This window comes from Streptomyces sp. Ag82_O1-12 (assembly GCF_900182715.1).
Taxonomy (GTDB): domain Bacteria; phylum Actinomycetota; class Actinomycetes; order Streptomycetales; family Streptomycetaceae; genus Streptomyces; species Streptomyces massasporeus.
On record NZ_FXUW01000001.1, the window covers coordinates 4,117,558 to 4,143,194 of the forward strand.

Consider the following 25,637-nt stretch of genomic DNA (forward strand, 5'->3'; position numbering starts at 1 on the left):
CCGTTTTGGCGATAGCTCCCGCCATCCCATATGCTTCTCACGTCCCCGACGCGCTGCGAAGCGCACAGGCGGGCCGATAGCCCTCATCGTCTAGCGGCCTAGGACGCCGCCCTTTCAAGGCGGTAGCACGGGTTCGAATCCCGTTGGGGGCACGCACCACCCTGTGCGACACTGTCGTACGAAGCTTGGTCCTGTGGAGCAGTTTGGAGTGCTCGCCACCCTGTCAAGGTGGAGGCCGCGGGTTCAAATCCCGTCAGGACCGCTGAGGTTTCACGTGAAACCTCGTGGCTGGGTAGCTCAGTTGGTACGAGCGATCGCCTGAAAAGCGATAGGTCGCCGGTTCGACCCCGGCCCCAGCCACAATCAAGGCCCCGATCTTCGGATCGGGGCCTTGTTGTATGCCCCTGATCACGCCCGGATGTACGAGCGTCCGAGTCCGCTACCGGAGAGGTGAACCTCTCCAGCTCGCAGCTCGCCCCGTCGATGGCTTCGACGGCAGCGGCGCATCCAGCCCTACGCGATCAGCGTGAGAGCAGGGACCTGTGACTCGGCCCCGCAGACCCACGTCCACCAGCCGCGATCGGCGATGACGTGGGACGCATTCAGGTCCGCGTGCTCAACGAAGCCGCAGTTCCTGCATGAGAACACGGCCTGTGTCGGCCGGTTCCTCTTGTCGATGTGATGGCAGCGGGAGCACTCCTGGCTGGTGTACGCCGGGTGGACGTGTACCACCGGTACTCCGGCCCTGCGGGCCTTGTAGGCGATGAAGGCGCCGAGCTGGGCGAAGGCCCAGGAGTGGATCGTGACGCGTTGGGGCTTCTTCAGCCGTGCCCGTTCGCGGATGCCGCCCAGGTCTTCCAGGGCGATGCCGCGACCGGTGCGTTGGGCCTCCGTCACGATGTGCTTGCTGATCTTGTGGTTGATGTCGCGGGTGCGCCGGGCTTCTCGTCCGGCGCGGCGTTTGGCTCGCCGTGTGGCGGATCGGGTCTGCTTTTTGGCGAGGTTGTCTCGGTTGCGGCGGTCGTTCTGTCTGCTGCGGTTGAGGCGTCGGCCGCTGTGGCGGTGGCCGGTCGAGGTGGTGGCGATGTTGGTGATGCCGAGGTCGATGCCGATGAAGCCCCGGGGGTCGGGGGTGGTGGGGTTTTCTGGGAGGTCGACTGTGGCGAGGAGGTACCAGTGGCCGTTGTGGTTGATCAGGTCGGACTCGCCTTGGCGGTGGTGGGCGAGGAGGAGGAGCTGGGTTTCCTGGCCGGTGAAGGCGAGTCGTTTCATGCGTCCGGCCACGGTCCAGATGGAGACGGTGCGTTGCGGCATCTGCCAGGACAGCATGCGGTCGTCGTAGGGCTGGGCGCCTTCGGGCCGGAAGGTGATGGGCTTTTCGGTGGCTCTGCGGAAGCGTTTGGAGCCGGGTTTGCCGAGGTTGCCGGCGTTGAGGTTGCCGGTGAGGGCTGTGTAGGCGTCGGCGGTCTTCTTGATGACGTGCTGGGCGGCCTGGGCGCCGAGGGACCATCGGGTTTTGAGTTGGGTGTAGGTGAGGGCGCGTAGTTCGCGGTTGCGTTTGGTGCCGGTGGTGAAGGCGGTGTGGGAGACGTGGTTGGCTGCCGCGTTGCAGGCGTGGAGGGTCGCCTGTAGTGCCGATGCCTGTTCGGGGGTCGGCAGTAGTTTGACGCGGATCACGAGCTTCACGTCGAGGAATCTAGGGCGCGGTTGGAGTTGTGGTCAGGTGGTCGGGCCTCGGACGCTCGATCGATTGATTATTCGATCAGGTGCTCGAATGGCGGTGTCTGTGTGGTCTGGTCGAAATCCATTCGCCTCTGTTTTGCGCGGGATGAGATCCTGGATCGCGTATGTCTACGCACCCTGCTCCCGCCCTCGGCGCCCTCGCCTCCCGCCTGACCGAGCTGTCGCTGCGCGACGCGCACCGGCTCGGGCGCAGGCTCGAAGGTGCGCGCAAGATCCGTAAGCCGGAGGCGCGGGCTGCCGTGCTCGCTGAGATCGAGGCGGAGGTCGGCAAGGCTGAGGAACGGATGGCGGGCCGGCGTGCCCTTGTGCCGGAGGTCACGTATCCCGAGCAGTTGCCGGTCAGCCAGAAGAAGGACGAGATCGCCGATGCCATCCGCGATCACCAGGTGGTGATCGTCGCCGGTGAGACGGGTTCCGGTAAGACGACGCAGATCCCGAAGATCTGTCTGGAGCTGGGGCGCGGGGTGCGCGGCATGATCGGGCATACCCAGCCCCGTAGGATCGCCGCCCGTACGGTCGCTGAGCGTGTCGCTGAGGAGCTGGACACTCCGCTCGGCGAGGCCGTCGGGTGGAAGGTGCGGTTCACCGATCAGGTGAACCAGGACGGCACCTTCGTCAAGCTGATGACGGACGGGATCCTGCTCGCCGAGATCCAGACCGATCGTGAGCTGCGGGCTTACGACACGATCATCATCGATGAGGCGCACGAGCGGTCCCTCAACATCGACTTCTTGCTGGGTTATCTTGCCCGGCTGCTGCCGAAGCGTCCGGATCTCAAGGTCGTCATCACCTCGGCCACGATCGACCCCGAGCGTTTCTCGCGGCATTTCGGCGATGCCCCGATCGTCGAGGTCAGCGGTCGTACGTACCCCGTGGAGGTCCGTTATCGGCCGCTGCTGGAGGAGGACGGTGACGACGCCGACCGCGATCAGATCACCGCGATCACCGATGCCGTGGAGGAGCTCCAGAAAGAGGGGAAGGGCGACATTCTCGTCTTCCTTTCCGGTGAGCGGGAGATCAGGGACACGGCGGACGCGCTCACCAAGAAGAACTACCGCTTCACGGAGGTCCTGCCGCTCTACGCCCGGCTGTCCCATGCGGAGCAGCATCGCGTTTTCCAGCCGCACACCGGCCGCAGGATCGTTCTGGCCACGAATGTCGCGGAGACCTCCCTGACGGTGCCGGGCATCAAGTACGTCATCGATCCGGGTTTCGCGCGGATCTCGCGTTACAGCCATCGCACGAAGGTCCAGCGGCTGCCCATCGAACCGGTGTCGCAGGCCAGTGCGAACCAGCGCAAGGGCCGTTGTGGTCGTACGTCGGACGGTGTCTGTATCCGGCTGTACAGCGAGGACGACTTCGAGGCGCGGCCGGAGTTCACGGATGCGGAGATCCTCCGGACGAACCTGGCCTCGGTCATTCTGCAGATGACGGCGGCCGGTCTCGGCGACATCGAGAAGTTCCCCTTCATCGATCCGCCGGATCACCGCAACATCCGCGACGGTGTGCAGTTGCTCCAGGAGCTGAACGCCCTCGATCCGGCGCAGAAGGATCCTCGCAAGCGGCTCACGGACACCGGCCGCAAGCTGGCCCAGCTGCCCGTCGACCCCCGGTTGGCCCGGATGGTCCTGGAGGCGGACAAGAACGGTTGTGTGCGCGAGGTCATGGTCATAGCGGCCGCGCTGTCGATCCAGGATCCGCGTGAGCGCCCCGCCGACAAGCAGGCGCAGGCCGACCAGCAGCATGCCCGTTTCAAGGATGAGACGAGCGACTTCCTGGCCTATCTCAATCTCTGGCGCTATCTCCGCGAGCAGCAGAAGGAGCGGGGCTCGTCCTCGTTCCGTCGGATGTGCAAGCAGGAGTATCTCAACTTCCTTCGCATCCGCGAATGGCAGGACATTTATACGCAGTTGCGTACGGTCGCGAAGCAGATGGGCATTCACCTCAACGAGGAGGACGCCCCGGACGACCGCATTCATCTCTCCCTTCTGGCCGGTCTGTTGTCGCACGTGGGCATGAAGGACGTGAAGGACGCGGGAGGGGAGGGCGGGAGGAGCACGGCGAAGAACGAGTACTTGGGCGCGCGGAACGCGAAGTTCGCGATCTTCCCCGGTTCGGCCTTGTTCAAGAAGCCGCCGCGTTTCGTGATGTCGGCTGAGCTGGTCGAGACGTCCCGTCTCTGGGCCCGGGTCAATGCGAAGATCGAGCCCGAGTGGGTCGAGCCCCTTGCCGCGCATCTCCTCAAGCGCACGTACAGCGAGCCGCACTGGGAGAAGGACCAGGCCGCGGTGATGGCGTACGAGAAGGTGACGCTCTACGGCGTGCCGATCGTGGCGCAGCGGAAGGTCAACTACGGGCGGATCGATCCGGAGGTCAGCCGTGAGCTGTTCATCCGGAACGCGCTGGTCGAGGGTGACTGGCGTACGCATCACAAGTTCTTCTCGGACAACCGTCGCCTCCTGACCGAGGTGGAGGAGTTGGAGCACCGGGCTCGGCGCCGGGACATCCTGGTCGATGACGAGACGCTGTTCGACTTCTACGACCAGCGGATCCCTGACCATGTGGTCTCGGGTGCCCACTTCGACTCCTGGTGGAAGCACAAGCGGCATGAGCAGCCCGACTTCCTCGATTTCGAGCGCGAGATGCTCATCAACGAGAGGGCGGGTGAGGTCAGCAAGGCCGACTACCCGGACTCGTGGCGGCAGGGGGATCTGAAGTTCCGGGTGACGTATCAGTTCGAGCCGGGTGCGGATGCCGACGGTGTGACTGTGCACGTTCCGTTGCAGGTCCTCAACCAGGTGAGGGACGAGGGCTTCGACTGGCAGATTCCGGGGCTGCGGGAGGAGCTGGTGACGGAGCTGATCCGGTCGCTGCCCAAGCCGATCCGGCGGAATTATGTCCCCGCGCCGAACTTCGCCAAGCGGTTCCTGGACCGGGCCGTCCCTCTCCAGGAGCCTCTGACCGCGACGATGACGCGTGAGCTGAGGCTGATGGTCGGGGTGCCCTTCGAGGCGGACGATTTCGACCTGTCGAAGGTTCCCGACCATTTGAAGGTCACGTTCCGGATCGTGGACGAACGGCGCCGCAAGCTGGCCGAGGACAAGGACTTGGAGGCGCTGAGGCTCAGGCTGCGTCCGAAGGCCCGTAAGGCCCTCTCTCAGGCGGCCGCGGCGACGGCCGAGCGTTCCGGCGGTGAGTCTCTGGAGCGCTCGGGTCTGAGCGACTGGACGGTCGGCACGCTCAGCCGTGTCTTCGAGACTCGTCGGGCGGGTCAGCCGGTGAAGGCGTATCCCGCGCTGGTCGACGACGGTGACACGGTCTCCGTGCGTCTCTTCGACACGGAGGCGGAGCAGGCGCGGGCCATGTGGAGGGGCACGAGGCGGCTGATTCTGCGCAACATTCCGGTGAATCCGGCGAAGTTCGCCTCGCAGAAGCTGACGAACGCGCAGAAGCTGGCGTTGTCCGCGAATCCGCACGGCTCGATCCAGGGCCTGTTCGACGACTGTGCGATGGCTGCCGCGGACAGGCTGATCGGCGACTTCGGCGGGCCGGCGTGGGACGAGGAGTCGTACCGGAAGCTGTACGACAAGGTGCGCGCGGAGATCGTCGACACGACCGTTCGTACGGTGGGGCAGGTGGAGCAGGTGCTGGCCGCCTGGCAGGCCTGTGAGCGCCGTCTGAAGGCCGTGCGCAGTCCGGCGCTGTTGCCGAACCTCCAGGACGTGCGGGCGCAGCTGGACGCCTTGGTGAAGCCGGGCTTCGTGACGGAGGCGGGGTTGCGGCGGATGCCGGACCTGATGCGTTATCTGGTGGCGGCCGACCGGCGTCTGCAGCAGATGCCGACGAACGTCCAGCGGGACACGACGCGGATGGAGAAGGTGCACGAGATGCAGGACGAGTACGCGTGGCTCCTGGAGCAGCTGCCGCAGGGCCGGCCGGTGCCGTCGTCGGTCCTGGACATCCGTTGGATGATCGAGGAGCTGCGGGTCAGCTATTTCGCCCACGCGCTGGGCACGGCGTATCCCGTCTCCGACAAGCGGATCGTGAAGGCGATCGACGCTGCGGCGCCGTAACGGCGTCCGCACGCAGGGTGAGTTCGACCAGGGCCGCACCCTCCTGTACAGTCTCTTCTCGCAGCGCAACGCACGAATGGCGCCGCGAAACCTGGTCCTGTGGAGCAGTTTGGAGTGCTCGCCACCCTGTCAAGGTGGAGGCCGCGGGTTCAAATCCCGTCAGGACCGCATATCGAGAGCCCGGGTCTTCGGATCCGGGCTCTTCGCCGTCTGCACCGCACGGAGGCCGCGCCCGCGGCGGAGCCGCAATCAGACGCAGCACATCCCGTCAGGACCGCATCGAACGAGCCGGGTCTTTGGATCCGGGCTCTCTGCCGTCCGCACCGCAATCAGACGGAGGCCGCGCCCGCGGCGGAGCCGCAATCAGACGCAGCACATCCCGTCAGGACCGCATCGAACGAGCCCGGGTCTTCAAATCCGGGCTCTTTTGCGTGCCGTGACCTCGCGGTAAGCCCTTCGGGGCCTCACACGCCGTCTTGACGGCCCCTCATTCCGTCGGTACCCCAGAACCAGGGCCGTTCCCTGTGCGGCCTTCAGGAGGTGGCGTATGGCGGCAGCGACCAGGCACGAGACGCGGGCCCTGCTCCGTGCGCACCTGTCGGCCGCGTCGTCGTACCGGCACCTCACGCGTCACTGCCCGATCTGCTATCGCCTGTTGAGGCTGGCGATGGAGTCGGGGTCGGGTGCGCCTCAGGGCGTGGCGCCGGTCCGGGAGGGCGAGAGCGCGGCGCCGGCATGATCCACGAGCGGCCTCAACGCCCGTCGGGGCAGGGGCTGCTGGAGCGGGAGGCTTCTCTACCGCACCCGTGGCGGAGCTAACAAGCCGCTCGGTATGTGACGGGTGTCACCGCATGAGTTTTGGAAAGTGCGGTACTTACGCCCCGCCTACAAAGGGTCAATTTAATATGTGCAATTGCACCCTGTCGGGGGTGCCGCACGCGGGTGATCCGAGACCCCTCCCCAGGCTCCTACAAGGCCGCTCACAGCAGGTGCTACAGACCCACCCCGGGCGCACAAAAAAGATCGCGCTGGACCCGGCGGAGTCCAGCGCGATCTACGACGCACCCTGTTGTATGCCTGGAAAGCTCTGACTGGCTTGGGCGTGGGGCCTGTTGGGGCAGGATCCCGCGTCGCTTGGAGCTGTGGTCCGGACGGCGCGGCTGGTTGGGGGAACCAGCCGGTTTGCCCGGTTATTCAGTTGTTCAGGCCTCGCTGCGCTGCTGCGGGATGCCCGCGAGCAGAGCGCGGACCTCGGCCTCGCGGTAGCGCCGATGCCCGCCGAGCGTGCGGATCGACGTGAGCTTGCCGGCCTTCGCCCACCGCGTGACCGTCTTGGGGTCGACACGGAACATGGTGGCGACCTCAGCCGGGGTCAGCAGCGGCTCGGCATCAGGGGTGCGAGCGGTCATGAGCGGCCTCCTCGGGAGAACCGAACCTTCTCGGTTCTTTCCTCTAAATTCTGCACCTTGACCCGCGTTGCCCGAAATGGCGGACGCGAGTCGAGTCGGTTATAGGACGAACGGCTTGTCCTCGGCACTACAACTACACCATCTGTCCAGCCGCGTCGGCCAAACCGATGGAATTGCCCCTCCAGGTGTTCATCAGCCACGGAAGCCGATGGACCATGCCATAGCGGACAGTCACACCGCTGTGACGATCAGTCACAGGGTGATCAGGAAGTCACCAGGCCCCCCAAAGCGTGCAATGCTGAGATTCCGCCCATAGTGCAGCACTACAGGACGGAAGGAGTCCTCCCCGGACTCCTTGTCCTATTTTGGCATGAGGAGGGGCAAGGGACGCAAGAGCCTCGTACGTGTAGTCCGTCACGCTTGGTCTACTTGCGAGGTCTGCCCGGATCGGGCCCTACGTCCCTTGTTGACGAAGTCTCAGGAGACGCTCAGCCCGCTTCAGGAACTCGGTGCGAGGACGAAACCCCAAATCGGGCGGTTCGTCAAACGTCAGTTCGTGACCGAATGCGAGCGGTCTGTACGGACATCAAGGTCAGGCGTCAGTTGGCCGACCGCAGATTCCGTACCGAACGCCACCGCTCCACGAGCCGGGCGTACGCCTCCCCCGCACCGGCCCCGTCACCCCGGCGCAGCGCGGCGATGCCCTCGGCCACGTCCGCCGCGGAGTGGTCGTCCTCCAGCGTCCCGGCCGGCACCACGTGCACCAGGCCGCCGTAGTCCAGCTCCACGAGCGAGCGCGGGTGGAACTCCTCCAGCCAGCGGCCGACGTCCATCAGGCCGTCGATCAGGGGCCCTTCGTTCATGGCCTCCCGCAGGGCGCGCAGGCTCCGGGCCACCCGCCGCCGGGCCTGGACCATGGGGGTGCGGTAGCGCAGCACGCGGGGGCTGTCGTCGGACGCGCCGTTGTCGTACTCGCGCTCCTCGTCGGAGACCAGCACGAACCAGTTGATCGGCACCTGCCAGGTTGCGGTACGGATCCACGGCCGGGCGTCCGGGTTGATCGTCAGCCAGCGCTCGTAGTCCTGGGCCGCCTGACGCCGCAGCACGGGCGGCAGGACCGCGTCCATGACCGGCGGGGGGAGCTCCTCGGAGAGCTCGTGCAGGGCCAGCCAGCCGCGCAGCCGGGTGCGCCAGGGGCAGACGCAGACGACGCCGTCCACGTCGAGGACGAAGGCGTCGTCGCTCTCGTGCACCGGCACCGGGACCGGCGGGGTGGGGGCCAAGTCGGCCAGGGCCCGGCGGAGTTCGTCCTGGTACGAGGGGCGGTCCGTGCGGCGGGCGTAGCGGGCCCACTGGCTGCGCTCCGGCTCGGGGAAGGCGGCCAGCGGTTCGTACACGCGCAGGTAGGTCGCGTAGGGGACGATCACCGAGGTCACCTTGGGCACGCATGCTCCCTCCCCCGCGCACCGCCGCGAAAACCTGCGGAACCCACTCACGATCGCGCGGGAAATCTATGCAAATCGTCGCACGGGTGTACTCCGGTCGGAGGTGATCCTGTGCTCTGTGCGGTCGGCGGGCCCGCCAGGCTCTAATCTCATGCCCAACAGTCCCCGCCACCCGCACGGAGGCTGGTCTCCACCCGCCGCAACTTACTCAGGAGTCACCACAGTGACCGACGTAACCGGCGCACCTGCTGATGTACTGCACACCCTGTTCCACTCGGACCAGGGCGGTCATGAGCAAGTCGTGCTCTGCCAGGACCGTGCGAGCGGCCTCAAGGCCGTCATCGCCCTCCACTCCACCGCCCTGGGCCCCGCGCTCGGCGGTACGCGCTTCTACCCGTACGCGAACGAGGCCGAGGCCGTCGCCGACGCGCTGAATCTCGCCCGCGGGATGTCGTACAAGAACGCCATGGCCGGTCTCGACCACGGCGGCGGCAAAGCCGTGATCATCGGCGACCCGGACGAGATCAAGAGCGAGGAGCTGCTCCTCGCCTACGGCCGCTTCGTCGCCTCCCTCGGCGGCCGTTATGTCACCGCCTGCGATGTCGGCACGTATGTCGCCGACATGGACGTCGTGGCTCGCGAGTGCCGCTGGACGACCGGCCGCTCGCCGGAGAGCGGCGGCGCCGGGGACTCCTCGGTCCTCACCGCCTACGGCGTCTACCAGGGCATGCGGGCCTCCGCGCAGCACCTGTGGGGCGACCCCTCGCTGCGTGGGAAGCGGGTCGGCATCGCCGGCGTCGGCAAGGTCGGCCACCACCTGGTGGAGCACCTGCGGGCCGAGGGCGCCGAGGTCGTCATCACCGACGTGCGCGAGGAGGCCGTGGGGCGGATCCTCGCGGCGCACCCGACGGGCGTGACGGCCGTCGCCGACACCGCGACCCTGATCCGCGCCGAGGGCCTCGACATCTACGCCCCGTGCGCGCTCGGCGGGGCCCTGAACGACGACACGGTGCCCGCGCTCACCGCCAAGGTGGTCTGCGGCGCCGCCAACAACCAGCTCGCCCACCCGGGCGTGGAGAAGGACCTCGCCGACCGCGGGATCCTCTACGCGCCGGACTACGTGGTGAACGCCGGCGGTGTCATCCAGGTCGCGGACGAGCTGCACGGCTTCGACTTCGACCGGTGCAAGGCGAAGGCGTCGAAGATCTTCGACACCACGCTGGCCATATTCGCACGTGCGAAGGAGGACGGTATTCCGCCGGCCGCCGCGGCCGACCGGATCGCCGAGCAGCGGATGCACGACGCGACCCTGGCCCGCCGGGGGCGCTGACCCCCGGGTCGGTGCGGGACTGATCCGCGCGGTCTCGTACGTTTGGCCGGTACCCGCCGGTGGGCAGTTAGAGAGAACTCTCACTTCTACCGGCGGGTCGACCGTCGATAAGTGGTTAAAATCGCGGTTGACCAGCGAGGACGGGGCGCCTCGAAGGTCCTGGGCGCGGGCACGTCATGCGGGCGACGTACCGTATGGGCGCGGGCTCAGGTACCGTGGAAGCCCTACGGACCGGTCTCTCCGCGGAGAGTCCGTGCCGGACCATGAACGCGTGTCAAGACTCTGGGGCCGTCGAGCCCCGTCGTTGAGGGGGTCGAGCCATGGGGCGCGGCCGGGCCAAGGCCAAGCAGACGAAGGTCGCCCGCCAGCTGAAGTACAACAGCGGTGGGACTGACCTCTCACGCCTGGCCGAGGAGCTGGGTGCATCGCCTTCGAATCCGCAGCCGCCTAACGGCGAGCCGCGCGAAGATGATGATCAGGATGAGGACCTGTACGCACGGTACGCCGACCTCTATGAGGACGACGACGACGAGGACGGCCAGTCCTCGCAGCATCGTCGCGGCGCTTGACCCTGCACTGAGCACTTGCCCGGTCGGTGACCGAAGGTCACCGACCGGGTTCTGTGCTGCCTGCAGGGGCATGACCCCGTGTCTCAGCTCGCGTAGTCACCGATCAGGGCGGCACCGGTGGGGTGCTCGCCCCGGTCCGTGATCTCTCCGGCCACCCAGGCGTCCACGCCGCGGTCGGCCAGGGTCGCCAGGGCCACGTCCACGGACTCCTGCGGCACGATCGCGATCATGCCGACGCCCATGTTCAGGGTCTTCTCGAGCTCCAGGCGCTCGACGCTGCCCGTGCGGCCGACAAGGTCGAAGATCGGGGCCGGGGTCCAGGTGGAGCGGTCCACGATCGCGTGCAGCTCGTCCGGGACGACCCGGGCGAGGTTGGCCGCGAGGCCGCCGCCGGTGATGTGGCTGAAGGCGTGCACCTCGGTGGTGCGCATCAGGGCCAGGCAGTCCAGCGAGTAGATCTTCGTCGGCTCCAGGAGCTCCTCGCCGAGGGTGCGGCCGAGCTCCTCGATGTGCGCGTCCAGCGCCAGGCCCGCCTGGTTCAGCAGGACGTGACGGACGAGGGAGTACCCGTTCGAGTGAAGACCGGAGGACGCCATGGCGATCACCGCGTCACCCGTCCGGATGCGATCCGCGCCGAGCAGCCGGTCGGCCTCCACGACGCCCGTACCGGCGCCGGCGACGTCGAAGTCGTCCTCGCCCAGCAGGCCCGGGTGCTCGGCCGTCTCGCCGCCGACCAGGGCGCAGCCGGCGAGCACACAGCCCTCGGCGATGCCCTTGACGATGGCGGCGACCCGCTCGGGGTGCACCTTGCCGACGCAGATGTAGTCGGTCATGAACAGCGGCTCGGCGCCGCAGACCACGATGTCGTCCATGACCATGGCGACCAGGTCGTGGCCGATGCTGTCGTAGACGCCCAGCTGGCGGGCGATGTCGACCTTGGTGCCGACGCCGTCCGTGGCGGAGGCGAGCAGGGGCCGCTCGTAGTTCTTCAGGGCGGAGGCGTCGAAGAGGCCGGCGAAGCCGCCGAGGCCGCCGAGGACCTCGGGGCGCTGGGCCTTCTTCACCCACTCCTTCATCAGTTCGACGGCGCGGTCGCCGGCTTCGATGTCGACGCCCGCGGCTGCGTAGCTGGCGCCGCCCTCGGCAATGGGTTTCTCAGACATGGCTAAGCAGAACCTTCGTGTCGTACGGCAGGTGTTACGGGCCGTCTACGGGCGGCGGATCGCGTCGGCGGCGGCCGTGGCGGCCGGGCCGGCGGCCAGCTCCGTCTCCAGCAGCTGCTTGCCGAGCAGCTCGGGGTCCGGGAGCTCCATCGGGTACTCGCCGTCGAAGCAGGCGCGGCACAGGTTCGGCTTGGCGATGGTGGTCGCCTCGATCATGCCGTCGATGGAGATGTAGGCCAGGGAGTCGGCGCCCAGGGAGGTGCCGATCTCGTCGATCGTCATGCCGTTGGCGATGAGCTCGGCGCGGGTGGCGAAGTCGATGCCGAAGAAGCAGGGCCACTTCACGGGCGGCGAGGAGATCCGGATGTGGACCTCGGCCGCGCCCGCCTCGCGGAGCATGCGGACCAGGGCCCGCTGGGTGTTGCCGCGCACGATCGAGTCGTCGACGACGACCAGGCGCTTGCCCTTGATGACTTCCTTCAGCGGGTTCAGCTTCAGGCGGATGCCCAGCTGGCGGATGGTCTGCGAGGGCTGGATGAACGTCCGGCCGACGTACGCGTTCTTGACGAGGCCGGCGCCGAACGGGATGCCGGAGGCCTCCGCGTAGCCGATCGCCGCGGGCGTGCCCGATTCCGGGGTCGCTATCACCAGGTCGGCCTCGACGGGCGCTTCCTTGGCGAGCTTGCGGCCCATCTCCACGCGGGAGAGGTACACGTTCCGGCCGGCGATGTCGGTGTCCGGGCGGGCCAGGTACACGTACTCGAAGACACAGCCCTTGGGCTTCGCGTCCGCGAATCGGGAGGTTCGCAGGCCGTTCTCGTCGATGGCGACGAACTCGCCCGGCTCGATCTCCCGGACGTAAGCGGCGCCGCAGATGTCGAGGGCTGCGGACTCGGAGGCGACGACCCAGCCGCGCTCCAGCCGGCCGAGGACCAGCGGGCGGATGCCCTGCGGGTCCCGGGCCGCGTACAGGGTGTGCTCGTCCATGAAGACGAGCGAGAAGGCGCCCTGGACCTTCGGGAGGACCGTGTGAGCGGCCTCCTCGATGGTCAGCGGGTTGCCGTCCTCGTCGACCTGGGCCGCGAGGAGCGCGGTGAGCAGGTCGGTGTCGTTGGTCGCCGCGACGCGCGGGGTGCGTCCGCCTTCCTGCTTGGGCAGGTCGGCGACCATATCGGCGAGCTGGGCGGTGTTGACGAGATTGCCGTTGTGGCCGAGCGCGATGGATCCGTGTCCGGTCGCGCGGAAGGTCGGCTGGGCGTTCTCCCAGACGGAGGCACCGGTGGTCGAATAGCGGGCGTGACCGACCGCGATGTGACCCTGGAGCGAACCGAGGGAGGTCTCGTCGAAGACCTGGGAAACCAGGCCCATGTCCTTGAAAACGAGGATCTGTGAGCCGTTGCTGACCGCGATTCCCGCGGATTCCTGGCCTCGATGCTGGAGGGCGTAGAGCCCGAAGTACGTGAGCTTGGCGACCTCTTCGCCCGGAGCCCAGACACCGAAGACGCCGCAAGCGTCCTGGGGGCCCTTCTCACCGGGGAGCAGGTCGTGGTTGAGTCGTCCGTCACCACGTGGCACGCCACCGAGTGTAGGCGAGGTCGACCACTGGTCCGAATTGGGGATACCGGACTTTCCGGTGGATCACCGCTCGGCGACGGCTCGCACACTCGTACCGTTTTCGCTGGTCAGCGTGAGGGTTTGGTGATCGACTCCGTACGTCAGCTTCCCGTCGAAAAGACGCAGCAGCGTCTTCTCGCTGTCCATGAGTGAGTCTTCGCACATCATTCGGGTCGTGGCCGGGGGGCCGACGGTGATATGTCCGTCGCGGACCGTGGCCTTTGCGTTCACCTTGTTGCAGCCGAGGCTGCCGGAGACCGTGCCCTTCTTCTCGTCGAAGGTGAGGTGGGCCCGGCCGTCGGCGTTCGGGGTCGTGACGGTCCACTCGGTGCCGGCCAGTGGGGCGTCCTTGGCCTTGGTCAGGTGGACGGTGTCGCCCCCGTCGGTGGTGAGGGTGAGGCGGTCGTCGTCCACCTTCGCCTTCAGCTCCTGGTCGGAGAAGGCCCGCGCGAGGGTCGTCTCGAACTCCATGGGCTTGTTCTCGCAGGCCATCTCGGTGGACCTGGTCTTGCCCAGCCGGACGCGGTCGCCGTCGACGGTGGCCTCGGCGCTGAAGTTGTTGCAGCCGAGGCTGCCCTCGGCCCGGCCCTTGTCGATGGTCACGTGGGCGCCGGTGGGGGCCTTCTGCGTCCTGCCGTCCGCGGTGACGCTGTCCACGCTCCACCGCACGCCGGTGACCGGTTTGTCGGCACCGACGGAGCCGCTGCCGCTGTCCGCCTTCTCGCTGCCGCAGGCCGCCATGAGCGGGACGAGCATGGCGGCGGCCGTCAGGGTCATGCGCTGCTTCTGCCTGTCCATGCCACTTCGACGGAGGACCCGGGGGGATCGGTTCCCCTTATGGCGGGGATTCCTTCTTGTGCCATGAGCAATCAGGCGGACGGGCGGCGGAGGCTCAGGTCATCAGCGGCAGGAGGGCCGACAGGTCCGCGCGCTCCCCGCTCGCGCTGACCTTGGCGTCCTGGAGGGCCTCGGCCCAGGTCAGCCGCCCGGTCGCCAGCCGGATCCAGGTCAGCGGATCCGTCTCGACGACGTTGGGCGGGGTGCCCCGGGTGTGCCTCGGCCCCTGGACGCACTGCACCACCGCGTACGGCGGCACCCTCACCTCCGTCGAACCGCCGGGTGCCTTCGCGGCGAGCGCGTCGGCCAGCAGCCGGGTGCAGGCGGCCAGGGCCTGGCGGTCGCAGGGGATGTCCAGGCCGGGGACGGCGGCGTTGAGGTCGTCGGTGTGGACGACGAGTTCGACGGTGCGGGTGACGAGGTAGTCGGCGAGCGGCAGGGCGCCGGCGCTGGTGGCGAGCAGCCGGGTGCCGGGGTGGGCGGCGAGGTCGGCGGTGAAGCGCTCCTCGACGGCCGCGAGGTGGGCGGCCGGGTCGGGGTGGCTCTCGGCCGGCTCGCGGGCGTGGGCGGCGATGTCCGGGGCGTCGGCCGCGATCGCGGCGGGCCAGTCGAGCAGCGTGCCGTCCTGCTGGGCCGGCTCCGGCAGGCCGGTCAGCCGGGAGACCGCTGCGAGGCTCATCCCGACGTGGGCCACCAGGTCCCGGACGGTCCAGTCGCCCAGCCGGGTGGGCAGGGCGAGCTGCTCGGGGGTGAGTCCGGCGGCAGCGGCCCGTACGTTCCCGAACTGGGCGAGCACCGCCGTGCGGATCTTGGCGGGGTCGTAGCTGCGGGTGCGTTTCTTGGCCGGTGGCATGCGGGTCAGCCTAAGCGGGGGCTGTGACAGACGGGGGTGCCTCGAAGGTCTCCCCGTTCCTGGGCACGCCGATGCCCCGCCAGGTGAAGGGGACGCCCCGGGCCGCGTCCGGGTCCGGGCCGTCCATCAGCTGGAAGTGCAGGTGCGGCTCGGAGGAGTTGCCGGAGTTGCCGCAGCGGGCCAGCACCTGTCCGGCCCGCACCCGGTCGCCCTCGCGGACGGTGAGGGAGCCGCGCTGGAGGTGGGCGTAGGCGGCGTGGGTGCCGTCGCCGAGGTCGAGGACGAGGTGGTTGCCGAGGATGCGGCTGACGCCCGCGACCTCCCGCACCATGCTCTCGGGAAGCATCAGGTACAGCAGCCCCGGCAGGGAGGTCCGGCTGAGGTGGTCGCGCTGGCGGTCTTCCGCTCGTACGACCGTGGCGTCGGCGACCGCCAGGAGGGGGGCGCCGTAGGCCGGGAAGGCCTGGGGGCGGCGGGCGAGGGGCCAGAGCCAGCCGAAGGCCGGACGGGCTCCCGGCTCGGGCTCGGCGAGGATGTCGATGGCGAAGGTCTGGCCGTAGCTGTGCACCCCGTGGCTGGGGGTGCGGTCGGCCGGGCTGTTCAGCGCGGACCAGCGGCCGGTGACGGGAGGAGCGACCTCGACGGGCTCGCGGGCCGCGCCCGGGCGGTCCGGGGCACCGCCCCAGCGGTTCACCAGAATGATGACGGCGTAGGCCAGGACCGCCGGCGCGAAGTTCCCCCACCAGGGAAGCGTGGACAGGCCGAGGAGATCGGCGGCGATCAGGCCGAGGAAGACCAGCCACAGGACGCGGTAGGTCACCATGCCGAGCTTGCGTGCGGACATCCTGTCCCCTCCGAGTTCCTTGTTCCGTTACGGGCGGGTGGTCGTCAGCGCTGTCAGCAGCGGTACGACCCGCCCCGGCGGCACCTCGTGACGGCCCCGGCCGGTCGTGTGCAGCCAGCCCGTGGCGGTGAGCTGGCGCAGGTGGTGGTAGATCTGGCCGGTTGTGCCGACCTCGTCCAGCTCGGCGAGTTCGGCGGCGGTGCGCCGGCCGCCGAGGATCTCGCGCAGCAGGCGGATCCGGACCGGGTGGCCGAGCGCGGCGAACGACTCCGCGGCCGTCGTCCAGTCGTCCTCGAGCAGGTCCTGGGTGAGGGCGGCCATCTGCCAGGCGTACTCCTCGCCCGTCGGCAGGCGCACGGAGCCGGTGTACAGGACACCGCCGTCGGCCTCGCCTGCCTCGGTCAGCTGTTCCCGCAGTCCGTTCAGGGCCCAGAAGTCGCTCCCGTCGATGCGGGGGGCGGTGTGCTGGGCGCCTTCCAGGGCGGCGAGGCGGCGCTCCAGGTCGGCGACGCGTTGTTCGAGTTCCACGATTCCGAGATTACGGAACTACGTAATCTCGTGCAAGAGTGAATTCCGGCCTGTCCGCCCCGGGCACGGCGAAGCCCCCGCCCGGCGGACCGGGCGGGGGCTTCGGAGCGGTTGCCTACTTCAGCAGCGCCGGGATCGTGCCCTCGTGCGTCTCGCGCAGCTCGGCCAGGGTGAGCGCGAACTCGCCCTGGACGTCCACGACGTCACCGTCGACGACACCGATGCGGGTGACCGGCAGGCCCCGCGCACCGCACATGTCGTTGAAGCGGACCTCTTCGGAGCGCGGTACGGCCACGACGGCCCGGCCCGCCGACTCGGAGAAGAGGAAGGTGAAGGCGTCCAGACCGTCCGGGACGATCAGGCGGGCGCCCTTCTCCCCCAGCAGCGCCGACTCGACGACCGCCTGGATCAGACCGCCGTCGGACAGGTCGTGTGCGGAGTCGATCATGCCGTCGCGGGACGCGGAGATCAGGATCTCGGCGAGCAGCCGCTCCCGCTCCAGGTCGACCTTGGGCGGCAGACCGCCGAGGTGGTCGTGGACGACCTGCGACCAGGCCGAGCCGCCGAACTCCTCACGCGTGTCGCCGAGGAGGTAGAGCAGCTGACCCTCCTCCTGGAAGGCGACGGGCGTGCGGCGGGCCACGTCGTCGATCACGCCGAGGACCGCGACGACCGGCGTCGGGTGGATGGCGGCCTCGCCCGTCTGGTTGTAGAGGGAGACGTTGCCGCCGGTCACCGGGGTGCCCAGCTGCTGGCAGGCGTCCGCCAGACCGCGCACGGCCTCCGCGAACTGCCACATCACGGCCGGGTCCTCGGGCGAGCCGAAGTTCAGGCAGTCGGAGACGGCCAGCGGCTTGGCGCCGGTGGTGGCGACGTTGCGGTACGCCTCCGCCAGGGCCAGCTGGGCGCCGTGGTACGGGTCGAGCTTGGCGTACCGGCCGTTGCCGTCCGTGGCGATGGCGACACCGAGGCCGGTCTCCTCGTCGATCCGGATCATGCCGGAGTCCTCGGGCTGGGCGAGGACGGTGTTGCCCTGCACGAAGTGGTCGTACTGGCTGGTGATCCAGGACTTGGAGGCCTGGTTCGGGGAGCCGACCAGCTTCAGGACCTGGTCCTTCAGCTCCTCGGAGGTCGCCGGCCGGGGCAGCTTGTTCGCGTCGTCGGCCTGGAGCTCGTCCTGCCAGGACGGGCGGGCGTAGGGGCGCTCGTAGACCGGGCCCTCGTGCGCGACCGTGCGCGGGTCGACGTCGACGATCTTGCCGCCGTGCCAGTAGATCTCCAGGCGGTCGCCGTCGGTCACCTCACCGATGACGGTGGCGATGACGTCCCACTTCTCGCAGATCTCCAGGAAGCGGTCGACCTTCTCCGGCTCGACGACCGCGCACATGCGTTCCTGCGACTCGCTCATGAGGATTTCCTCGGGCGAGAGCGTGGAGTCGCGCAGGGGGACGTCGTCCAGGGTGACGCGCATGCCGCCGGAGCCGTTGGAGGCGAGCTCGGAGGTGGCGCAGGACAGGCCCGCGGCGCCGAGGTCCTGGATGCCGACGACCAGCTTCTCCTGGAACGCCTCCAGGGTGCACTCGATGAGGAGCTTCTCCTGGAAGGGGTCGCCGACCTGGACGGCCGGGCGCTTGCTCGGCTTGGCGTCGTCGAAGGTCTCGGAGGCCAGGATCGAGGCGCCGCCGATGCCGTCGCCGCCGGTCCGGGCCCCGTACAGGATGACCTTGTTGCCCGCGCCGGACGCCTTCGCGAGGTGGATGTCCTCGTGCCGCATGACGCCGATGGCACCGGCGTTGACCAGCGGGTTGCCCTGGTAGCAGGCGTCGAAGACGACCTCGCCGCCGATGTTGGGCAGGCCCAGGCAGTTGCCGTAGCCGCCGATGCCCGCGACGACACCCGGCAGGACGCGCTTGGTGTCGGGGTGGTCGGCGGCGCCGAAGCGCAGCGGGTCGACGACCGCGACCGGGCGGGCGCCCATGGCGATGATGTCGCGCACGATGCCGCCGACACCGGTGGCCGCGCCCTGGTAGGGCTCCACGTACGACGGGTGGTTGTGCGACTCGACCTTGAAGGTGACCGCGTAGCCCTGGCCGACGTCCACGACACCGGCGTTCTCGCCGATGCCGACGAGCATCGCGTCGGACTCGGGGGCCTTCTCGCCGAACTGGCGCAGGTGGACCTTGCTGCTCTTGTACGAGCAGTGCTCCGACCACATCACCGAGTACATGGCGAGCTCGGCCCCGGTGGGCCGGCGGCCGAGGATCTCCACGACCCGCTCGTACTCGTCCTTCTTCAGGCCCAGTTCGGCCCAGGGCAGCTCGACGTCGGGGGTCGCGGCCGCGTGCTCGACCGTGTCCAGAGGCGTCCGGCTCATGCGTTGACCAGCTTCTTGAGGATCGAGGTGAAGAACGGGAGGCCGTCGGTGCGGCCGGTGCCGATCAGCGGCTCGACGGCGTGCTCGGGGTGCGGCATGAGGCCGACCACGTTTCCGGCCTCGTTGCTGACGCCGGCGATGTCCCGCTGCGAGCCGTTGGGGTTGACGTCCAGGTACCGGAAGGCGACACGGCCCTCGGCCTCCAGCTGGTCGAGCGTGTACGCGTCGGCGACGTACTGCCCGTCGTTGTTCTTCAGCGGGATGTGGATCTCCTGGCCGGCCGTGTAGTCGGCGGTCCAGGCGGTCCCGGCGTTCTCCACGCGCAGCTTCTGGTCACGGCAGATGAAGTGCAGGTGGTCGTTGCGCAGCATCGTGCCGGGCAGCAGGTGGGCCTCGGTGAGGATCTGGAAGCCGTTGCAGATGCCGAGCACCGGCAGACCGGCCTTCGCCTGCTCCAGCAGGGGCTCCATCACCGGCGAGAAGCGGGCGATGGCCCCGGCGCGCAGATAGTCGCCGTAGGAGAAGCCGCCGCACAGCACCACGGCGTCGACCTGCTTGAGGTCCTTGTCCTTGTGCCACAGGGCGACCGGCTCGGCGCCCGCGACGCGGATCGCGCGCCGGGTGTCACGGTCGTCCAGGCTGCCGGGAAAAGTGACGACGCCAATACGAGCGGTCACTTCGCGGCCTCCGCGACTTCCTCGACCCGGATCGAGAAGTCCTCGATCACGGTGTTCGCGAGGAAGGACTCCGCAAGATCATGAATGCGGGCGAGGGCGGCCTCGTCGGCCGGCCCGTCAACTTCCAGTTCGAAACGCTTTCCCTGGCGGACGTCCGAGATCCCCTCGAAACCCAGCCGCGGCAGTGCGCGCTGCACCGCCTGGCCCTGGGGGTCGAGGATCTCCGGCTTGAGCATGACGTCGACTACGACGCGTGCCACTGGCACTCCCGGTGTGTGGTGCTGAGCAGGTTCCTTCAGACTACCCGCACAAAATTTCTACGCGCGTTGACTTGTAGGAAACTACGTGACCGTCATCACGATCCGGCATCGACGGACCCACACACGAAATTTTCGGGAAGGATTCCGGATCGACACCCGGGATCTATTGCGCCCGCACGTCTCCCGCCGCCACCCTTCCAACGAAGTCGCTCCGGGCCCTTCTTGCTTTTGGACACGCAGAAGGATTTAGTCGGGCTTCACAATTTATTGCCGGGCACTGTACAAATGAATTGGCATAGTGCCGCATGAAGGGACCGATATTCGTGGCGCAGAAGGTCGTGGTCACTCTCTTTGACGACATCGACGGCTCGGAAGCGACGGAAACGATCGCCTTCGGACTGGACGGCACGTCGTACGAGATCGACCTGAGCGAAGTCAACGCCGGAGAACTGCGGAAGGCGCTCGCGCCCTACGTGGAAGCCGGCCGCAAGCGGTCCCGCTCGGGCAAGGCCTACCGGCAGACGGAGGTCGCCCCCGACCCGTCGGCCGTGCGCGCCTGGGCCCAGGCCAACAAGATGGAGGTCCCCGCGCGCGGGCGCATCCCCAAGAGGGTCTACGAGGCGTTCACCGCCGCGCAGTGACGGCCCGTCGGGCCCGGACCGGCGCCCGTCCACCCGCCCCTCGCGGCAACCGACTTGCGCAGCACCCCGGCTGATCAGCTAGAGTCTGGAGCACGCCGAGGGGCGAGGCCGAAAGGCCCAGCTCACGGAAACATGCGGGTGTAGTTCAGTAGTAGAACATCCCCCTTCCAGGGGGAAGGCGCAGTGTGCGATTCCTGTCACCCGCTCTGCATCGCCGTACCGGCCACTGTTGTGGATCAGGTAGGCTGGTGCCCGCACCGGTCAGTGAAAGCTGATCGGGAGCAAATGCGGACGTAGCTCAGTTGGTAGAGCGCAACCTTGCCAAGGTTGAGGTCGCGAGTTCGAACCTCGTCGTCCGCTCGGGAAAGAAGCCCCGGTCCTCCAGGACCGGGGCTTCTTCGTGTGGTGCTCCCCGCTTCTGACATTTGTCATGCCGAGTGATGACAGCGCGCACTGCTTGCGGGCCCGTACGGCCGGGACGCTTGGAGCATGGAAACCAACGGACACGAACACGTGATTGAGGTCACTGACCTGCGACGTGTGTACGGGGGCGGGTTCGAGGCGGTACGCGGAATCAGCTTTTCCGTCCGGCGCGGGGAGATCTTCGCGCTGCTCGGCACCAACGGCGCGGGCAAGACCTCGACCGTCGAACTCCTGGAGGGACTCGCGCAGCCGGCCGGCGGACGGGTGAGGGTCCTCGGGCACGACCCCTACGCCGACCGGGCCGCCGTACGGCCCCGCACCGGCGTGATGCTCCAGGAGGGCGGCTTCCCCTCCGAGCTCACCGTCGCCGAGACCGCGCGGATGTGGGCGGGATGCGTGAGCGGGGCCCGGCCGCCGGCGGAGGTACTGGCGCTGGTCGGCCTGGAGGCGAAGGCCGGCACCCGGGTCAAGCAGCTGTCCGGCGGCCAGCGGCGCCGCCTCGACCTGGCCCTCGCGCTGCTCGGCGATCCCGAGGTGCTCTTCCTGGACGAGCCGTCCACCGGACTGGACGCCGAAGGCCGCCGGGCCACCTGGGAGTTGGTGAGCGCGCTGCGCGAGGGCGGGACGACCGTGCTGCTGACCACGCACTACCTGGAAGAGGCCGAGAACCTCGCCGACCGGCTCGCGATCATGCACGAGGGCCGGATCGCCACCACCGGCACCCCGGCCGAGGTGACCGCCGCGGAGCCGTCGCGGATCTCCTTCGAACTGCCCGACGGCTACTTCGTCGGAGACCTCCCGCCGCTCGGCGAACTGGGCGTGACCGGCCACGAGACCGACGGCCGGATCATCCGGCTGCGCACCCATGAACTCCAGCGGTCCGCCACCGGCCTGCTGATGTGGGCCGCGCAGGCCCGGGTCGAGCTGCGCCGCCTGGACGTGCGCTCGGCCTCCCTGGAGGAGGCGTTCCTCGGGATCGCCAAGGACGCCTCCGCGCAGCAGGCCATGGGCATGACGACGAAGGAGTACGCGGCATGAGCGCCACGCACACGACGCCCCGCCCGGCGACGACGACCCCACTGAGCCGGATGACCGCTCTGGCCCGCGCCGAGCTGACCCTGCTCGGGCGGACCCGGGGCGCGCTCTTCGCGGCGCTGTTCGTGCCGCTGGTGATGCCGGTCAGCGTGCGGGCGGCGTCCGAGGACATGGACCTCGCAGGGGCGGGGCTGAGCACCGGCACCCTGGTGCTGCCCGCCGCGGTCGGCTTCTCCCTGCTGTTCGCCGTCTACTCCGTGCTCGTCGGCGCGTTCGTCGTGCGGCGTGAGGAACTCGTGCTCAAGCGGCTGCGCACCGGCGAGCCGCGGGACGTCGAGATCCTGGCCGGCACGTCGCTGCCGGCGGTCCTCACCGGGCTCGCGCAGTGCCTGCTGCTGGTGGTGGGGTGTGCCGTGCTGATGGACCTGTCCGCGCCGTCGGCGCCGCATCTGGTCGTCCTGGGGCTGCTGTTGGGGCTCGTGATGAGCGCCGCCCTCGCCGCGGCCACCGCGAGTTTCACCCGGACCGGCGAGAGCGCCCAGGTCACGCCCATGCCGCTGCTGATGGTCTCGATGATCGGCTCCGGCATGTTCGCACCGCTGGAACTGTTCCCGGACCGGGTGGCCTCCGTCCTCGAACTGCTGCCGCTGACGCCCGTCATCACGCTGGTGCGCGGCGGCTGGACCGGTGACCTCTCCGCCCACGAGGCGCTGGGCGCTCTCGCGACCGCCATGGCCTGGATCCTCATCGCGGTGTTTGCTGTACGGCGGTGGTTCCGCTGGGAACCGCGGCGTTGACCGAAGGGGAGTGACGGGGCGCATGCGCACGCCGGGCAGGTGGTGGCGGCACAAGACCACGCCGGAGAAGGTCGAGTCGTACACGCGGTGGTCGTTCCACTTCTTCGCGGTGATGGAGTTCTTCTCCGTCGGACTCACGTCCGTGGCTCCGCTCGGGATACGGCTGGGCAGTGCCGCGATGCTGGTGGTGGCCGTGCACGCCGGCCTCTGCTTCGTGACCGTCTCCCGGGCGATCGACTGGACCCGTGGCCGCAGGCCCCAGCCCACCGGACTGATGTGGACGCTGGCCGCCGTCACCGCCGCGATCGCCGCCGCCGCGCTCGGACTCGCCGAGCTCGGACCGGACCGCGAGGGCGTCGACAGCGCCGCCGGTGGCGTCTTCGGAGTGATCCTGATCTTCGGTCCCGGCATCATCGCCCTCGGCGTCCGCTCCCGGCGGCGCGCGTTCGGCATCGCGGGCGGCTTCGCGGCGGGCACCGCGGTCATGGCGATCACGCTCGGCGCCCCCGTGCTCACGGCGCTCTTCACGGCCCTGATCGTGCTGCTCGGCGGCATGTTCATCGCCTTCACGGCCGTCTTCTCGGTGTGGCTGCTCAATTCCGTCTTCGAGCTCGACGAGGCCCGCGAGACCCGGGCCCGGCTCGCCGTCGCCGAGGAGCGGCTGAGGTTCGGACGGGATCTGCACGACGTCATGGGGCGCAACCTCGCCGTGATCGCCCTCAAGAGCGAGCTGGCCGTGCAGCTGGCCCAGCGGGGGCGGCCCGAGGCCGTGACGCAGATGGTCGAGGTGCAGCGGCTCGCGCACGAGTCGCAGCGGGAGGTACGGGAGGTCGTGCGCGGCTACCGGGAGGCCGACCTCGGCTCGGAACTCGCCGGGGCGCAAGGGGTGCTGGCGGCCGCCGGCATCGACTGCACGGTCGGCGGGGCGACGGCGGCCGGACTGCCCGCTGCGGTGCAGTCCGCCCTGGGGTGGGTGGTGCGGGAGGCCGCGACGAACGTCCTGCGGCACGGGGACGCGCGGCGGTGTGCGGTGCGATTGCAGATGCTGGAGGGGCGGGTGGTGTTGTCCGTGGAGAACGACGGGGTGAGCGAGGCGGGGACCGCGTCCGGGAACGGACCGTCCGGCTCGGGGCTCGCCGGGCTGCGGGAACGGCTGGCGGAGATCGACGGGACCCTGGAGGCGGGGCCCGCGGGACAAGGACTGTTCCGGCTGACGGCGGAGATTCCGCTGCCGTCACAACCCGGCCTCACAGGCGCCGTCCCGGCCGCAGTCGCCGCGCCTTCGGTGAGTGAGGTCACGCCATGACGGCCGTGGAACCCGTGCGCCTGCTGCTCGCCGACGACGAGCACCTCATCCGGGGGGCGCTCGCCGCGCTGCTGTCGCTGGAGGACGACCTCGTCGTCGTCGCCGAGGCGGCCACCGGGCCCGAGGCGCTGGCGATGGCCCGGGCGCACCGACCCGATGTCGCCGTGCTGGATCTCCAGATGCCCGGAGCCGACGGTGTGAAGGTCGCCACATCCCTGCGGACCGAGCTGCCCGGCTGCAAGGTGCTCATCGTGACCAGCCACGGACGGCCCGGGCATCTGAAGCGGGCGCTGGCGGCCGGGGTGCGCGGATTCGTGCCGAAGACCGTGAGCGCACAGCGGCTCGCGGAGCTCATCCGGACGGTGTACGCCGGGAACCGTTACGTCGACCCGGAGTTGGCCGCCGACGCGATCGCCGCCGGGGACTCTCCGCTGACCGCGCGGGAGGCCGAGGTCCTGGAACTCGCCGCCGACGGTGCGCCCGTCGCGGAGATCGCCGAGCGGGCCGCGCTGTCGCAGGGGACCGTGCGGAACTATCTGTCGTCGGCCGTCTCGAAGCTCGGTGCGGAGAACCGGCATGCGGCGGTACGGCTCGCGCGGGAGCGAGGTTGGGTATAGTGGTTCTCGCGCCACGGCGCATGCGAACGTAGCTCAGTTGGTAGAGCGCAACCTTGCCAAGGTTGAGGTCGCGAGTTCGAACCTCGTCGTTCGCTCCATCGAGAAGCCCCCCGGTTCCGCCGGGGGGCTTCTTCGTGTCCTACGACCAGCTCGTGCCGGTCAGGCGCTCGTACGCCTCCACGTACTTGGCGCGGGTGGCGTCGACGACCTGCTGCGGCAGCGGGGGCGGCGGCTGCTCGCTCTTGCGGTCCCAGCCGGACTCCGCCGAGGTCAGCCAGTCCCGGACGAACTGCTTGTCGTACGACGGCTGCGCACGGCCCGGCTGCCACTGGTCGGCCGGCCAGAAGCGGGAGGAGTCCGCGGTGAGGACCTCGTCGGCGAGGACCAGGTCGTCACCGTCGAAGCCGAACTCGAACTTCGTGTCGGCGAGGATGATGCCCCGCTCCCGGGCGATGTCCCGGCCCCGGGAGTAGACGGCGAGGGTCGCCTGGCGCAGCCGGGCCGCGGTGTCCGCGCCGACCTGGCGGGCGACCTCCTCGTAGGAGACGTTCTCGTCGTGCTCGCCGACGGCGGCCTTGGTGGCCGGGGTGAAGATCGGGCCGGGCAGTTCACTGCCGTCGGTCAGGCCCTCCGGCAGGGCGAGACCGCAGACCGTGCGGCTCTCGTTGTACTCGGCGAGGCCCGAGCCGGTGAGGTAGCCGCGGGCCACGCACTCGACCGGGACCATCTGCAGGGACTTGCAGATCAGCGTGCGCCCCGCCCAGTCGGCGGGGGCTCCGTCGGGCAGTTCCGTGCTCAGCACGTGGTTCGGGGCCAGGTCGGCGAGCCGGTCGAACCACCACAGGGACAGCTGCGTGAGGATCCGGCCCTTGTCGGGGATCTCGGTCGGCAGCACCCAGTCGTAGGCGGAGATGCGGTCGCTGGCGACCATCACGAGGTCGCCCGCCTCGTTCCGGTACAGCTCGCGCACCTTGCCGGTGTGCAGATGTACCAGGCCCGGAACCTGGATCGGCTCGGGCTTTTCGACGAATCCGGACACGGTTCCTCCCCGTGGTTGAAAACAAAGGGGCGCCCGTAGGGCCCGGATAGGGCGGCGGTG

General features: G+C 69.0%; 22 protein-coding genes and 7 tRNA genes. 16 read left to right on the forward strand and 13 right to left on the reverse strand.

Annotated elements, in window-relative coordinates; genetic code table 11:
• Positions 1-79 precede the first annotated feature (79 nt).
• The 3 genes from QOL88_RS18850 to QOL88_RS18860 all read left to right on the forward strand — a co-directional run bounded on the left by QOL88_RS18850 (position 80) and on the right by QOL88_RS18860 (position 360).
• A tRNA-Glu gene (locus QOL88_RS18850) sits at positions 80-152 on the forward strand.
• Positions 153-187: 35 nt separating this feature from the next.
• Positions 188-262, forward strand: a tRNA-Asp gene (locus QOL88_RS18855).
• Positions 263-286: 24 nt separating this feature from the next.
• Positions 287-360, forward strand: a tRNA-Phe gene (locus QOL88_RS18860).
• A 153-nt stretch (positions 361-513) separates the two neighbouring features.
• On the opposite strand, the gene QOL88_RS18865 is transcribed toward QOL88_RS18860, so the two are convergent.
• The gene (locus tag QOL88_RS18865; protein WP_097217583.1) at positions 514-1,686 is read right to left on the reverse strand and encodes an RNA-guided endonuclease InsQ/TnpB family protein; all 1,173 of its coding nucleotides are present in this window, start codon (positions 1,684-1,686) and stop codon (positions 514-516) included.
• A 161-nt stretch (positions 1,687-1,847) separates the two neighbouring features.
• Here QOL88_RS18865 and hrpA point away from each other — a divergent pair, with 161 nt between their 5' ends.
• The 3 genes from hrpA (at position 1,848) to QOL88_RS18880 (ending at position 6,555) form a co-directional block, all read left to right on the forward strand.
• A complete protein-coding gene (gene hrpA / locus QOL88_RS18870) occupies positions 1,848-5,816 on the forward strand; it encodes an ATP-dependent RNA helicase HrpA (protein WP_097217585.1) in 3,969 nt (1,322 codons plus the stop codon).
• A 93-nt stretch (positions 5,817-5,909) separates the two neighbouring features.
• Positions 5,910-5,984: transfer RNA gene (locus tag QOL88_RS18875), tRNA-Asp, on the forward strand.
• 379 nt (positions 5,985-6,363) lie between these two features.
• Positions 6,364-6,555 (forward strand): DUF6274 family protein, encoded by a 192-nt coding sequence (locus tag QOL88_RS18880; RefSeq protein ID WP_097217586.1) that lies wholly within the window; start codon positions 6,364-6,366, stop codon positions 6,553-6,555.
• Between the two features lie 463 nt (positions 6,556-7,018).
• On the opposite strand, the gene bldC is transcribed toward QOL88_RS18880, so the two are convergent.
• On the reverse strand, positions 7,019-7,225 hold the full coding sequence (gene bldC, locus QOL88_RS18885) for a developmental transcriptional regulator BldC (RefSeq protein WP_003949541.1): 207 nt from the start codon (positions 7,223-7,225) through the stop codon (positions 7,019-7,021).
• Between the two features lie 599 nt (positions 7,226-7,824).
• On the reverse strand, positions 7,825-8,670 hold the full coding sequence (locus QOL88_RS18890) for a DUF8083 family protein (protein ID WP_097217588.1): 846 nt from the start codon (positions 8,668-8,670) through the stop codon (positions 7,825-7,827).
• Between the two features lie 223 nt (positions 8,671-8,893).
• On the opposite strand from QOL88_RS18890, the gene QOL88_RS18895 reads away from it, so the two are divergent.
• Positions 8,894-10,000 (forward strand): Leu/Phe/Val dehydrogenase, encoded by a 1,107-nt coding sequence (locus tag QOL88_RS18895; RefSeq protein WP_097217590.1) that lies wholly within the window; start codon positions 8,894-8,896, stop codon positions 9,998-10,000.
• Positions 10,001-10,320: 320 nt separating this feature from the next.
• Positions 10,321-10,569 carry a DUF3073 domain-containing protein gene (locus QOL88_RS18900; RefSeq protein WP_097217592.1) on the forward strand — a complete coding sequence of 83 codons (249 nt, stop codon included), beginning with the start codon at positions 10,321-10,323 and terminating at the stop codon, positions 10,567-10,569.
• Between the two features lie 83 nt (positions 10,570-10,652).
• Here the strand turns inward: QOL88_RS18900 and purM are convergent, their stop codons facing one another.
• The 9 genes from purM to purS all read right to left on the reverse strand — a co-directional run bounded on the left by purM (position 10,653) and on the right by purS (position 19,719).
• Entirely contained in the window at positions 10,653-11,732 is a 1,080-nt protein-coding gene (gene purM, locus QOL88_RS18905) for a phosphoribosylformylglycinamidine cyclo-ligase (protein WP_097217594.1), read from the reverse strand.
• Positions 11,733-11,777: 45 nt separating this feature from the next.
• Positions 11,778-13,307, reverse strand: coding sequence for an amidophosphoribosyltransferase (purF, locus tag QOL88_RS18910; RefSeq protein WP_097217596.1), 1,530 nt, complete (start codon positions 13,305-13,307; stop codon positions 11,778-11,780).
• Between the two features lie 63 nt (positions 13,308-13,370).
• On the reverse strand, positions 13,371-14,144 hold the full coding sequence (locus tag QOL88_RS18915; protein ID WP_097217598.1) for an META domain-containing protein: 774 nt from the start codon (positions 14,142-14,144) through the stop codon (positions 13,371-13,373).
• 94 nt (positions 14,145-14,238) lie between these two features.
• Positions 14,239-15,036, reverse strand: a complete 798-nt coding sequence (locus tag QOL88_RS18920; protein WP_097217599.1) for a maleylpyruvate isomerase family mycothiol-dependent enzyme — start codon at positions 15,034-15,036, stop codon at positions 14,239-14,241.
• A gap of 10 nt (positions 15,037-15,046) precedes the next feature.
• Complete coding sequence (locus QOL88_RS18925; protein ID WP_097217602.1) at positions 15,047-15,880, reverse strand: M23 family metallopeptidase; 834 nt, start codon at positions 15,878-15,880, stop codon at positions 15,047-15,049.
• 27 nt (positions 15,881-15,907) lie between these two features.
• Complete coding sequence (locus QOL88_RS18930) at positions 15,908-16,408, reverse strand: ArsR/SmtB family transcription factor (protein ID WP_097217603.1); 501 nt, start codon at positions 16,406-16,408, stop codon at positions 15,908-15,910.
• 115 nt (positions 16,409-16,523) lie between these two features.
• Complete coding sequence (gene purL / locus QOL88_RS18935; protein ID WP_097217605.1) at positions 16,524-18,782, reverse strand: phosphoribosylformylglycinamidine synthase subunit PurL; 2,259 nt, start codon at positions 18,780-18,782, stop codon at positions 16,524-16,526.
• Positions 18,779-19,459 (reverse strand): phosphoribosylformylglycinamidine synthase subunit PurQ, encoded by a 681-nt coding sequence (gene purQ / locus QOL88_RS18940; RefSeq protein WP_097217607.1) that lies wholly within the window; start codon positions 19,457-19,459, stop codon positions 18,779-18,781. The genes purL and purQ overlap by 4 nt, the downstream gene beginning before the upstream one ends.
• Positions 19,456-19,719 carry a phosphoribosylformylglycinamidine synthase subunit PurS gene (gene purS, locus QOL88_RS18945; RefSeq protein ID WP_097217609.1) on the reverse strand — a complete coding sequence of 88 codons (264 nt, stop codon included), beginning with the start codon at positions 19,717-19,719 and terminating at the stop codon, positions 19,456-19,458. Before purS ends, purQ begins: the two co-directional genes overlap by 4 nt.
• Before the next feature lie 323 nt (positions 19,720-20,042).
• Between purS and QOL88_RS18950 the strand changes: the two genes are divergently transcribed.
• From QOL88_RS18950 to QOL88_RS18985, 8 genes are all read left to right on the forward strand, one after another.
• Positions 20,043-20,360: a histone-like nucleoid-structuring protein Lsr2 gene (locus QOL88_RS18950; protein ID WP_097223075.1), complete on the forward strand. Its 318-nt coding sequence runs from the start codon at positions 20,043-20,045 to the stop codon at positions 20,358-20,360.
• Positions 20,361-20,494: 134 nt separating this feature from the next.
• Positions 20,495-20,566: transfer RNA gene (locus tag QOL88_RS18955), tRNA-Gly, on the forward strand.
• A gap of 81 nt (positions 20,567-20,647) precedes the next feature.
• Positions 20,648-20,720, forward strand: a tRNA-Gly gene (locus QOL88_RS18960).
• Between the two features lie 129 nt (positions 20,721-20,849).
• On the forward strand, positions 20,850-21,821 hold the full coding sequence (locus QOL88_RS18965; RefSeq protein ID WP_097217611.1) for an ABC transporter ATP-binding protein: 972 nt from the start codon (positions 20,850-20,852) through the stop codon (positions 21,819-21,821).
• Positions 21,818-22,615: an ABC transporter permease gene (locus tag QOL88_RS18970; RefSeq protein WP_097217613.1), complete on the forward strand. Its 798-nt coding sequence runs from the start codon at positions 21,818-21,820 to the stop codon at positions 22,613-22,615. The genes QOL88_RS18965 and QOL88_RS18970 overlap by 4 nt, the downstream gene beginning before the upstream one ends.
• A 22-nt stretch (positions 22,616-22,637) precedes the next feature.
• A complete protein-coding gene (locus QOL88_RS18975; protein WP_097217615.1) occupies positions 22,638-23,921 on the forward strand; it encodes a sensor histidine kinase in 1,284 nt (427 codons plus the stop codon).
• Positions 23,918-24,538 carry a response regulator transcription factor gene (locus QOL88_RS18980; protein ID WP_097217617.1) on the forward strand — a complete coding sequence of 207 codons (621 nt, stop codon included), beginning with the start codon at positions 23,918-23,920 and terminating at the stop codon, positions 24,536-24,538. Before QOL88_RS18975 ends, QOL88_RS18980 begins: the two co-directional genes overlap by 4 nt.
• A 22-nt stretch (positions 24,539-24,560) precedes the next feature.
• Positions 24,561-24,636, forward strand: a tRNA-Gly gene (locus QOL88_RS18985).
• Between the two features lie 41 nt (positions 24,637-24,677).
• Here QOL88_RS18985 and QOL88_RS18990 read toward each other — a convergent pair.
• A complete protein-coding gene (locus QOL88_RS18990) occupies positions 24,678-25,577 on the reverse strand; it encodes a phosphoribosylaminoimidazolesuccinocarboxamide synthase (RefSeq protein ID WP_097217619.1) in 900 nt (299 codons plus the stop codon).
• Positions 25,578-25,637: the final 60 nt, after the last annotated feature.

Coding starts and splice junctions, on each gene's coding strand:
- QOL88_RS18970 (WP_097217613.1), top strand. CDS start 21,818: ATGAGCGCCACGCACACGACGCCCCGCCCGGCGACGACGACCCCACTG.
- QOL88_RS18900 (WP_097217592.1), top strand. CDS start 10,321: ATGGGGCGCGGCCGGGCCAAGGCCAAGCAGACGAAGGTCGCCCGCCAG.
- QOL88_RS18925 (WP_097217602.1), bottom strand. CDS start 15,880: ATGTCCGCACGCAAGCTCGGCATGGTGACCTACCGCGTCCTGTGGCTG.
- bldC (WP_003949541.1), bottom strand. CDS start 7,225: ATGACCGCTCGCACCCCTGATGCCGAGCCGCTGCTGACCCCGGCTGAG.
- purM (WP_097217594.1), bottom strand. CDS start 11,732: ATGTCTGAGAAACCCATTGCCGAGGGCGGCGCCAGCTACGCAGCCGCG.
- QOL88_RS18915 (WP_097217598.1), bottom strand. CDS start 14,144: ATGGACAGGCAGAAGCAGCGCATGACCCTGACGGCCGCCGCCATGCTC.
- hrpA (WP_097217585.1), top strand. CDS start 1,848: ATGTCTACGCACCCTGCTCCCGCCCTCGGCGCCCTCGCCTCCCGCCTG.
- QOL88_RS18975 (WP_097217615.1), top strand. CDS start 22,638: ATGCGCACGCCGGGCAGGTGGTGGCGGCACAAGACCACGCCGGAGAAG.
- QOL88_RS18965 (WP_097217611.1), top strand. CDS start 20,850: ATGGAAACCAACGGACACGAACACGTGATTGAGGTCACTGACCTGCGA.
- QOL88_RS18920 (WP_097217599.1), bottom strand. CDS start 15,036: ATGCCACCGGCCAAGAAACGCACCCGCAGCTACGACCCCGCCAAGATC.
- purL (WP_097217605.1), bottom strand. CDS start 18,782: ATGAGCCGGACGCCTCTGGACACGGTCGAGCACGCGGCCGCGACCCCC.
- QOL88_RS18880 (WP_097217586.1), top strand. CDS start 6,364: ATGGCGGCAGCGACCAGGCACGAGACGCGGGCCCTGCTCCGTGCGCAC.
- QOL88_RS18980 (WP_097217617.1), top strand. CDS start 23,918: ATGACGGCCGTGGAACCCGTGCGCCTGCTGCTCGCCGACGACGAGCAC.